This is a genomic window from Herbaspirillum sp. UBA812 (assembly GCF_002296545.1).
GTDB classification, from domain to species: domain Bacteria; phylum Pseudomonadota; class Gammaproteobacteria; order Burkholderiales; family Burkholderiaceae_D; genus Herbaspirillum; species Herbaspirillum huttiense.
Window position 1 is genome coordinate 1 of the sequence record NZ_DBIC01000194.1, and the last position, 9,518, is coordinate 9,518.

General features: G+C 63.2%; 9 protein-coding genes and 1 pseudogene. 3 read left to right on the top strand and 7 right to left on the bottom strand.

Going from position 1 to position 9,518, the window contains the following annotated elements:
• The 3 genes and pseudogenes from B3873_RS12910 to B3873_RS12920 form a co-directional block, all read right to left on the bottom strand.
• Positions 1 to 643, bottom strand: a pseudogene (locus B3873_RS12910) (GMC family oxidoreductase); the annotation flags it as partial.
• A 45-nt stretch (positions 644 to 688) separates the two neighbouring features.
• On the bottom strand, positions 689 to 1,408 hold the full coding sequence (locus B3873_RS12915) for a gluconate 2-dehydrogenase subunit 3 family protein (protein WP_286866530.1): 720 nt from the start codon (positions 1,406 to 1,408) through the stop codon (positions 689 to 691).
• 221 nt (positions 1,409 to 1,629) lie between these two features.
• Entirely contained in the window at positions 1,630 to 2,397 is a 768-nt protein-coding gene (locus B3873_RS12920; protein ID WP_286866531.1) for a dienelactone hydrolase family protein, read from the bottom strand.
• 359 nt (positions 2,398 to 2,756) lie between these two features.
• Here B3873_RS12920 and B3873_RS12925 point away from each other — a divergent pair, with 359 nt between their 5' ends.
• Both B3873_RS12925 and B3873_RS12930 read left to right on the top strand, forming a co-directional pair.
• Positions 2,757 to 3,878: a YjgN family protein gene (locus B3873_RS12925; RefSeq protein WP_039784556.1), complete on the top strand. Its 1,122-nt coding sequence runs from the start codon at positions 2,757 to 2,759 to the stop codon at positions 3,876 to 3,878.
• A gap of 3 nt (positions 3,879 to 3,881) precedes the next feature.
• The gene (locus tag B3873_RS12930) at positions 3,882 to 4,877 is read left to right on the top strand and encodes a M48 family metallopeptidase (protein ID WP_209534500.1); all 996 of its coding nucleotides are present in this window, start codon (positions 3,882 to 3,884) and stop codon (positions 4,875 to 4,877) included.
• A gap of 87 nt (positions 4,878 to 4,964) precedes the next feature.
• Here B3873_RS12930 and B3873_RS12935 read toward each other — a convergent pair whose 3' ends face one another.
• The 3 genes from B3873_RS12935 to B3873_RS12945 form a co-directional block, all read right to left on the bottom strand.
• Positions 4,965 to 6,197, bottom strand: a complete 1,233-nt coding sequence (locus B3873_RS12935) for an HD-GYP domain-containing protein (RefSeq protein ID WP_286866536.1) — start codon at positions 6,195 to 6,197, stop codon at positions 4,965 to 4,967.
• Positions 6,198 to 6,426: 229 nt separating this feature from the next.
• Entirely contained in the window at positions 6,427 to 6,576 is a 150-nt protein-coding gene (locus B3873_RS12940) for a hypothetical protein (protein WP_276842918.1), read from the bottom strand.
• Positions 6,577 to 6,783: 207 nt separating this feature from the next.
• Positions 6,784 to 7,647 carry a LysR family transcriptional regulator gene (locus B3873_RS12945; protein WP_286866539.1) on the bottom strand — a complete coding sequence of 288 codons (864 nt, stop codon included), beginning with the start codon at positions 7,645 to 7,647 and terminating at the stop codon, positions 6,784 to 6,786.
• Between the two features lie 114 nt (positions 7,648 to 7,761).
• Between B3873_RS12945 and bla the strand changes: the two genes are divergently transcribed.
• Positions 7,762 to 8,661, top strand: coding sequence for a class A beta-lactamase (gene bla / locus B3873_RS12950; protein ID WP_286866541.1), 900 nt, complete (start codon positions 7,762 to 7,764; stop codon positions 8,659 to 8,661).
• 14 nt (positions 8,662 to 8,675) lie between these two features.
• Here the strand turns inward: bla and B3873_RS12955 are convergent, their stop codons facing one another.
• Positions 8,676 to 9,419 carry a 2-keto-4-pentenoate hydratase gene (locus B3873_RS12955; protein ID WP_286866543.1) on the bottom strand — a complete coding sequence of 248 codons (744 nt, stop codon included), beginning with the start codon at positions 9,417 to 9,419 and terminating at the stop codon, positions 8,676 to 8,678.
• Positions 9,420 to 9,518: the final 99 nt, after the last annotated feature.

Here is a 9,518-nt window from a genome sequence, read left to right on the forward strand (position 1 = left end):
GATGGAAGCCCGCCTGCTGCGCGGCCTTGCGGAACAGCGCGGCCTGGTATTGCTCCTTCTGTGCGGGCAGCGGGAAGTTGTCCGAACGGTTGGCCTCAAAGGGATTGCCGCTGTCGTCGACCACCTTGCCGCCGACGCGGTAGGCGGTGCCGGAGGTGCCCATCATCTTTTCGGCGAAATCGAAATACGGCTCCAGTTCTTCGTAGGTCACGCCCCAGTCCTGCAAGGTCATGTCCTTGGGAATGAAGCCCTTGCCGTAGCGTTCCTCGTAATGGCTGCGCATGCGCAACTCTTCCGGCAGGATGCGCCAGTGGCAGCCCGACCAGTGCAGGCCCGCACCGCCCACGCCTTCGCCCGGTTTGAACATGGCGATCTGGCGATAGGGTATGGCGCTGTCGCCGGTCTTGCGGCGGAAGGTAAACGAGGATTTGTTCAGATTCTGGAATAACTTGAAGCGCTGCTGGTATTCCAGCTCATTGATGGTCTTGGGATAAGCGCCATCCGGGTAGGTGTCGCGATAGACGCCGCGTTCCAGCGCCACCACGCTTTGTCCGGCCTCGGTCATTTCCTTGGCCATGATGGCACCGGTCCAGCCGAAGCCGACGATGACGACGTCGACTGCTTTCATGTTCTTGTTGGCCATATGCTTGGGCTTTCGGGGTCAAACGATGCGAGAAGGAAGCAGCGATCAGCCGCGCGAAATCGGGGGCAGGGGATAGGTGCGGCCGTACTGGTCGACCCAGTCGTAATAGTCGGCGCGGGCACCGGGGAAGCCGATCATCTTCCACGAACCCATGCCCTTGTTGCCGCCATCGGTGGGGTCGCAGAAATAGCCTTCGTGCACGTTCTGCAGCAACAGGTTGAACAGCGCCGCAGGCGGGATGGTGGCCATCTTGAGGCTGCCCTGGTCGCCCTTCTCGAACTCGCCCATCATTTTTTCGCGTTGCTGGGTGTTCAGCTCCACATAGCCGTGGCCGTACTGCTGGCGGATGGCCGCGTCGAATTCGGCCAGTCCCTTCTTGTACAGTTCGCGTGGCGGATAGGGCAGCTGGTAGCCGAATTCGGGCGGAGCGTCCGGGGTGAAGGGGCCTTGCATGTACCACAGCTGGCCCTGCCCGTAAGGGGTTTCCATCTGGCGGTCGATGAACTCGGGCACGCCGGTTTCCAGCGCACCGGCTCCGTACTGGTCGGAGGGGATCAGGTGATCGACGGCGGCGTTGAGGAAGGCCCATTCGGGCGCAGTGAAGTAGGTCGGCGTGTAGGCGCGGGGCTTGCCCGGCTCGCTGCTGTCGGCCATTGCCGGTTGGCTGACTGCTACGGTGGTGGCGCCGCCTAGCGTGGTCGCGGCTGGGACGATGGCCAACACCTGGCGCAGGAAGCGCCGCCTGGGCTCTTTATCTTGTGACATGAGTATCCTTTGGACGTGGGATTTGACGAGGGCAATGCAGGATGCTGGCGCGAGCGGCGCGGCAAGGATGAACGCTCCCCTGCGCGCCGAACGGACGCACTCTCTTGTTGTTATGGTGAGACTGCCTGAGCAGCGGCTACGGGCACCGCTGCTCAGGTGGATGAAACAGTTCGGCAGGGCGTCGGCCCTGCCTTGCTTCAAGACTTCAGGACTTCAGGACTTCAGGCCAGCACTTCGCCGAAGAAGGCCTGCAATGCAACCGCGGCGCGTTCTGCCGTCTGGCGGTGGTAGAAGAAGCCGGGGTGGTTGGCATCCGGATCGGTGAAGGAGTGGCCCGCCTGGCCATAGTTGACCAGTTGCCAGTCAACCTTGAGGGCGCTCATCTCGTCGATGAAGCCATTGACCTGATCGCGCGGCACCGAGGGATCCTGCACGCCGTGCAGCACCAGGATCGCACCCTTGACCTTGCTCCCGCCCGGGGCCGGGGTATCGAGCGCACCGTGCAGCGACACCGTGCCGCGCACGTCCGCACCATCACGCGCCAGTTCCAGCGCAGCGGTGCCGCCGAAGCAGAAACCGCTGGCGCCCAGCTTGCCGGCATCGAGCTTGACGAAGGTCTGCTCGCGCAAGACCTTCAGCACGCCGTGCATGCGCTTGCGCAGTTCGGCGCGATCCTTCTTCAGCGGGATGATGGCGGCCAGGGCTTCGTCCGGATTGGTCGGGCGCAGGCTCTTTCCGAACACGTCGGCCACCAGGATGGCATGGCCGGCGCCGATGGTAGTGGCGGCGATTTCCAGCGCCTGCTGGCGCAGGCCGAAATAGTTGGGGACGGTCAGCACGCCCGACACCGGCGGCTGTGCCTTGTTGTAGAGCAGGACGCTTTCGTAATCGATGCCATCGGCGCTATGGGCGATGGTCTCGATGCCGAGATCGGTGGCGGGGATGCCGAGCTTCTCGGCGATGGCGGCGGTGTTCCAGGACGTGGACATAGATGGAGGCTCCTTTGGTTGGCAAACGCCGCCCGGCGTGGAGACCGGGCGGCGTTCAGGAAACTTTTGTTTGGCGCGAAGATGAACCACACGGTCAATCGGTGCGGCATGGCCGTGCTGTTTCCAGCTCAGCCATGCCCTTGCCTTGACCGTGTTCGGGCAGCAATGTTCGCACAAACAGTGCATTTCTGCAGAAGGTCAGACCAGTGAAGCTCGAACAAATGCGAGGCCGGTCCCTACAACATCCATACAAGCAGCGTGGTGATCAGCGACAACTTGACTTTTACTTGCGAGCAATGGATTCTTGCCCGACCCCATCGGCAGACCTCTTCCATACAACGACCAATACAAGAGCTTCCATGAACGATCATTCTGACTTGCCTGAATCTTCCCTTCCCTCGCCTTCCGTTCCGGCGGCGCCCGGCAATTTCGCGACCGCCCTGCGTGACTCGGCCGACCACAGTGCACCGCAGGCCTTTACCTTCAGCGGACGCGGCTCCGAATATTTCCGCATCTGGATCGTCAACCTGCTGCTGTCGATCGTCACGCTGGGCATCTATTCGGCCTGGGCCAAGGTGCGTCGGCTGCGCTACTTCTACGACAACACCTCGGTGGCCGGGGCCAGCTTCGACTATCACGGCAACCCCGTCGCCATCCTCAAGGGACGCATCCTGGCCGTCGTGCTGATCGTGGTGTACCAGATCGCCGGCTACATCAACCTCCTGCTGGGCCTGATAGCCGCGCTGGCCTTGATGCTGGCCAGTCCCTGGCTGATCTGGCGCAGCCTGCAGTTCAAGCTCTACAACACCAGCTATCGCGGCATCCGCTTCGGTTTTCGCGGCAGCTTCGGCGGCGCATTCAAGAACTTCCTGCTGTGGCCCATGATGTCGGGTTTCAGCCTGGGCCTGTTGATGCCGATGGCGGCGCAGCGCTTCAAGCGCTTCCAGCACAATGAAGCGCGCTTCGGTGCCACCCACTTTTCCTTCCACGGTTCGGTCGGCGCGTTCTATCTGGCCTTCGCGGCCGGTATCGGCGGCTGGATCGCCGGCTCGGTGCTCATCGTGGTCGGCTTTGGCGGCGTGGCACTGTTCCAGTCGGTGCAGTCGGGTGCGGGCTCGATCGCCGCGTTCGGGCTGATGTTGTTCGCCCTGTATGCCTGGTCTTTCCTGATCATTCCGCTGTGGATCACGCTGCTGCAGAACCTGGTGTGGAACAACACGCGCCTGGGTGAGCATCGCTTCGAAAGCCGCATGCGCTGGGGCCGCACCGCCATCATCCTGCTCACCAACGTGCTCGGCATCGCCTTCACGCTGGGGCTGTTCACCCCCTTCGCGCAAATCCGCATGATGCGCTACCGCATCGAGTCGGTGACGCTGCTGCCGGCGGGTAGCCTGGATGACTTCATCGCTTCCAGCGAGTCGCCCGGCTCGGCCACCGGTGAAGGCCTGGGCGACCTGCTCGACTTCGACCTGTCGATGTAAGCCATGACGGTCTCCGCTTCCTACTACGATGGCAAGACGTCAAAGCGTTACCAGGTGACGCTGGACGTCAGCGATGGCATGGCCCAGGTGCGCGGCGAGGTGGAGCGGGACTGTCCGATCGCCCAATTGCGCGTCTCCGAGCGCCTGAACCGGGCAGCGCGCAAGGTCAGCTTCCCTGACGGTGCCTATCTGGAAATCATCGATGGGGCGGCCTTCAGCGCCTTACTGCATGAAACCGGCCACCGGGATTCACTGGTGGTCCGCTTGCAGCAAAGCTGGCGGCATGCGCTGGCGGCATGCGCGGCGCTGGTCGCGGTGGTGGTACTGAGCTACCTGTACCTGCTGCCGCTGGCCGCGCAGGGCATCACGGCCATCCTGCCGGTGGCGGTGGATCGCCAGGTCGGTCAAGGTACGCTGGACTTCCTCGACCAGCACGTATTGGCCCCCAGCAAGCTCGACGCCCAGCGGGCCAAGGGCATCACGTCGCGCTTTCGTGCCCTGACCGCGCCGATGGCGGATGCGCCCGACTACCAGATCGTGTTCCGCAAGAGCCGCATCGGTCCCAACGCCTTCGCCCTGCCCTCGGGCCAGATCGTGGTCACCGATGAGATCGTGCAGCTGCTTGATGATGATGACGCCCTCATGGGTGTGCTGGCCCATGAACTGGGGCATGTGCACCGGCGCCACCTGATGCGGCGGCTGATCCAGAGTTCGGCCATCGCGGCCACGGCCACCTTGCTGTTCGGCGATGTCTCGGCGGTCCTGGCCAACATCCCGACGGTCTTGCTGGATCTGAAGTATTCACGCGATATCGAACGCGAGGCCGATGATTACGCCATCGCCATGTTCAAGGCCAATGGCCTGCCGCGCCAGAAACTGGCGCTGGTGTTCGAGAAACTGGAAGACATGGGCAAGAGCAAGGACAGTCCGGCAGCACGTTACCTGTCCAGCCATCCGGCCAATGAAGAACGTATCGCGCACATCCTCGGTGCCCGCTGAGCGCAAGTACTGCCTGCAATAAAAAACCCGGTGCGCAGGCGCGCACCGGGTTTCCGCCATGAAACTGTCGCACGTCTGATGTCCCGACTAACCCGGGCTCTCGTTTCCTTCCACCAGTGCCTTGAGCGAATCCAGCACCAGTCCGTTGCTGCGGATCCAGTCCTGGCCACTGCGTTCGCTGATCACATCATCCTGGTCCGGCGAGGACAGATCGATGATCTCGCTCTCCAGCGATTCGATCGAGAGCGCCGTCGTAAACGCCTTGACGACCGGCTTGGTCAGGTCCTTGTGATTCTGGCGAATCACCAGCGCTGTGCGGCCTGAACGCAGCTTGACGATGGATCCGATGGGATAGATGCCCAGCGTCTTGACGAAGGTCAGGAAGATGGGGCGATCAAAGTGGCCGCTCCAGCTGGCCATGCGAGCCAGCGATTCGGCCGGATCCCAGGCGGATTTGTAGGTGCGGTCGGAGGTGATGGCGTCATAGACGTCACACACCGCCGCCATGCGCGAATACAGATCGATCTGGTTGCCCTGCTGACGCCCCGGATAGCCGGTGCCATCGATCTTTTCGTGATGATGCAGGCAGACGTTGAGCACATAATCCGGCACCCCCGCGAAGCCGCTCAGGTATTCATAGCCCAGCGTGGGATGGCGCTGGATGATGCGGAATTCCTGATCGGTCAGCTTGCCGGGCTTGTTGAGCACGTCGAGCGGAATGAAGGCCTTGCCCACATCGTGCAGGTAGCCGGCCAGTCCGGCTTCCTTGCAGGCCGTATTGTCCATGCCCAGCGTGCGTGCCAGTGCCACCATCATGGTGCAGACGGCAATGGAATGCAGGTAGGTGTATTCGTCGGCGCGCTTCAAGCGGATGATGCTGAGCAGTGCATTCGAGTTGCGCGTGACCGAGGCGGCGATTTCTTCCACCAGGTCCTGGCATTGCGCGACATCCAGGGTCTTGCCCAGGCGCGCCTGCCGGAACATCTGCTGCGTCGATACCTTGGCGCTCTCGTAGAGCCGCAGGGCTTCGCTCAGTTCGTTGCGATACTCGTCCTCTGGCGTGAGCGGCACCGGCTCCACACCCGGTTCTGCGCCCACGTCCACTGCTTCGATGGCGCTACCCGGAATGACATCCCGGCCCAGCGAGACGTCGATCCAGCAGAACTCGAAGCCGGCGCTGCGGGCGCGGCTGACGTCTGCGGCCTGCTCGATCAGGAACTTGCTGCGCCAGAACGGATTGTCGATCCAGGGGCCATCAAAGCCGGAAAAATACATGCCCACGGCCAAGTCGTTGACGCTGATTTTTTTGAGTTGTGTCATCTGAGCCTGAGTGAAGTTGCTCCACCGCGACATCGCCGCGGCTTGTGTCCCGACTCTATTACATCTTCAGCGCCTTGATTAGCGGGAAATTCCTGATGACACTCGTTAGAGAAACGATGCAATCTCCAAAACGTGCAGTGTTGTCCGTGCAGACAAAGAAAAACCCGGGGCGCTGGCGCGGCCCGGGTCGGCAGGTGAGGCAGGCGTGACGAGTCAATGACTCGCGATGTCAGTGACGCTGCTCTTCCTGCGACATGCTCGACAAGCCCGAATACAGGCTGCAGCAATGCGGCGCACCGCGGTGCGAACCGGTGTCGAGTTCACTGGAGTCATTGAGAAAATCAACCAGCTTGCGATAGAGTTGTGCGAAGTAGTTCATGACTTACCCCCTTTCACTATTGACTGATGGCAGGCTCCCGAAGGTTTTCTGCCAGTGCCGGTCTGTCCATGGTGTTGACTCATACGGCCGGCACGAACCGTATAAATTGTTTATATCATTTATTCTAGGTGCATGCAGGCCGCGCGTCTATCAGGATTTCTCTGACATGGCTGTGGTTGTTGCGCGTAATCATCACTTCAGCTAACCCTACAAGCAGCCTGCCTGCACCTTCAGCCATGTCCGGAAAGCCGCCATGGCAGCGGTTTGCGGGCGTGACTTCAAGCGCGTGAGCCAGTAGGCACCGAGCACGATGCGCTGTTCGAAGGGGCAGACCAGCCGCCCCTGCCGCAATTCGCGCTCGAACATCATCACCGGCAACAGCGCCACGCCGGCCTCCTGCGCAGCCGCTTCAGCCAGCGCCAGCGAGGAGTCGAACACGAAGCCGCGCAAGGGCGGGCAAGGCGCAGCGGCGGCCGCAAACCAGCGGTGCCACTCGTCACTGCGATAGGACCGCAGCAGCGTCTCGGCCGCCAGGTCGGAGGGCGTGCGCAAGCGCGCGGCAATCTCCGGTGCGCACATGGGTGCCAGTGGCGCTTCGAACAGACGTTCAGCCTCGGTGCCATGCCATGCACCATCGCCAAAACGGATCGCATAATCGAGTCCCTCTCCGGCCAGGTCGACACGGTTGTTGTTGGTGAGCAGGCGCAGGTCGACGAAGGGATGCTGCTGCTGGAATTCGCGCAGGCGCGGCATGAGCCAACCCACGGCGAACGTTCCGACCACGCCGACGGTGAGCACCTCGCGGCGCCGGCCATCTTCGAACTGGGCCAGCACGTCGGCGATGCGCCCGAAGGATTGCGCCACCACCGGCAGCAGCGCCAGCCCTTCGTCGGTGAGGGCCAGGCCGCGTGGCAGGCGACGGAACAGGGTCACGCCCAGCCGCTGCTCCAGGTTCTTGACCTGCATGCTCACGGCGGTCTGGGTCACGCTCAATTCCTCGGCGGCCCGCGTGAAGGAGAGATGGCGGGCCGAGACTTCGAAGGCGCGCAAGGCATTGAGGGGCAGGTACATGAACACTCCAGGCATCAGTTTTTCTTGGGCTTGCGTCCAATTATCGTGAATTGTGAGCACCGCGACTACTGCCTATGATGCAGCCCTGTTGCCATCATTCATCGAGGAGTATCCATGTCTGGACGACGTCATTTTCTGTCCGTCGCCGCGCTGGCCAGCGCCGGCCTGATCAGCCGCAGCTGGGCGGCCAGCCTGCAAGGCGCAAGTAAAACTGTGGACTCATCCGCACTGACCGCCACGCTGTCGCGGCTGGAGGCCGATATCGGCGGACGTCTGGGCGTGTCGCTGGTCGATACCGCCGGCGGCCGCCACTGGGGTTATCGTGCCGATGAGCGCTTCCCCATGTGCAGTACCTTCAAGTTCCTCGCGGCGGCCGCCGTGCTGCGTCGCGTGGACGAGGGCAAGGAGCAGCTGGCGCGCCGTATCGTCTATCGCCAGCAGGACCTGGTGCCCTACTCGCCCACCACCGGCAAGCACACCGGCGGGGATGGCCTGTCGCTGGCACAGCTGTGCGAGGCCGCCATCACTCTTTCGGACAACACCGCCGCCAATCTCATGCTGGAGAGCATGGACGGCCCTGCCGGCATGACGCGCTTCGTGCGGTCGCTGGGCGATGAACTGACCCGGCTGGATCGCAATGAGCCCACGCTCAACGAAGCCGTTCCCGGCGACCCGCGCGACACCACCACTCCGGCCGCGATGACTGCCGACCTGCGCCAGCTGGTGCTGGGCAATGCGCTGACGCCGGCCTCGCGCCAGCAGCTTGCGCAATGGCTGGTGGCCAACCAGACTGGCGACAAGCGCGTGCGCGCCGGCCTGCCCAAGGGCTGGAAGGTCGGCGACAAGACCGGGACGGGACGGCTGGGCACGGCCAACGATGTGGGTGTGGTGTGGACAGAGAAAGGCGCACCGCTGCTGTTTGCGGTGTATCTCACCGAAAATGCGGCCACCGATGCCCGGCGTGATGCGGTGCATGCAGAAGTGGGCCGCCTGATCGGTCAGCTCATGACGTAAAAAGTTGCTGCTGTTCAGTTGGCAAAGCTGAACGAAACTGCACCGATCCCCTCCAGCGCACCCTCGATCTGCCGCCCTGCGCGTGCAAGCTGCAGCCCGGTGCAGGAGCCGGTCGTGATGACCTGCCCCTGGCACCAGGACTGGCCACGGCGCGCGCAATGCAGCGCCAGCCAGCCCAGCATGGGCCACAGGTCAGCCGGGTTGCCGCCCGTGTTGCGGGTGATTTCCTGGCCATCGATGTGCAGGCTGGCCGCGATCTGGCGCAACGAGAGCGTAGCCGGTAGCGGCTGGGCGGCACCGATGATCAGGGCACCGTGGCTTTGCAGGTCGGCCATGCCGGCCCACGGGTTGGTACAGGGCGGATGACCGAGGCGCGTCTCCACCACTTCAATGGCCGGCAGGATGGCGTCAAAGACCGTGCGCAACTCGGCCTCATCCGGCACTTGATCGCCGGGATGGTAATCACGCCCGACCCGCAAGGCCAACTCCACCTCCAGACCGCGCATGCGCCATTGCGGCCCGCGCAATGGCGCCCCCGAGGCCAGTACGCCGGAGGCCGGCAGCGGCGCACAAGCTGGCAGGCTGCCATCCCCCTTGCTACCGACCTTCCAGCCCCCGATCGGCCCCAGGCGTTGCAGTTGAGCGTCCTGCACGGCGTAGGCGATCTCGGCATCGCCGACGGCCAGGCGACGCCAGTCCAGGGCCAGGCCACTGTGGCGGGCGTCGAGCAGGAGTTGGGTGGCGGCGTCGATATGCATGCGGGAATTCTCCGAAACAGAAAGGAAGGCAGCGCGCATTGTACTGGCTGCCAAGGCGCTGTCCAGCTTCCGGACTGCCCTGCCCGAGAGTGGCATCTC

Coding starts and splice junctions, on each gene's coding strand:
- B3873_RS12915 (WP_286866530.1), bottom strand. CDS start 1,408: ATGTCACAAGATAAAGAGCCCAGGCGGCGCTTCCTGCGCCAGGTGTTG.
- B3873_RS12920 (WP_286866531.1), bottom strand. CDS start 2,397: ATGTCCACGTCCTGGAACACCGCCGCCATCGCCGAGAAGCTCGGCATC.
- B3873_RS12925 (WP_039784556.1), top strand. CDS start 2,757: ATGAACGATCATTCTGACTTGCCTGAATCTTCCCTTCCCTCGCCTTCC.
- B3873_RS12930 (WP_209534500.1), top strand. CDS start 3,882: ATGACGGTCTCCGCTTCCTACTACGATGGCAAGACGTCAAAGCGTTAC.
- B3873_RS12935 (WP_286866536.1), bottom strand. CDS start 6,197: ATGACACAACTCAAAAAAATCAGCGTCAACGACTTGGCCGTGGGCATG.
- B3873_RS12940 (WP_276842918.1), bottom strand. CDS start 6,576: ATGAACTACTTCGCACAACTCTATCGCAAGCTGGTTGATTTTCTCAAT.
- B3873_RS12945 (WP_286866539.1), bottom strand. CDS start 7,647: ATGTACCTGCCCCTCAATGCCTTGCGCGCCTTCGAAGTCTCGGCCCGC.
- bla (WP_286866541.1), top strand. CDS start 7,762: ATGTCTGGACGACGTCATTTTCTGTCCGTCGCCGCGCTGGCCAGCGCC.
- B3873_RS12955 (WP_286866543.1), bottom strand. CDS start 9,419: ATGCATATCGACGCCGCCACCCAACTCCTGCTCGACGCCCGCCACAGT.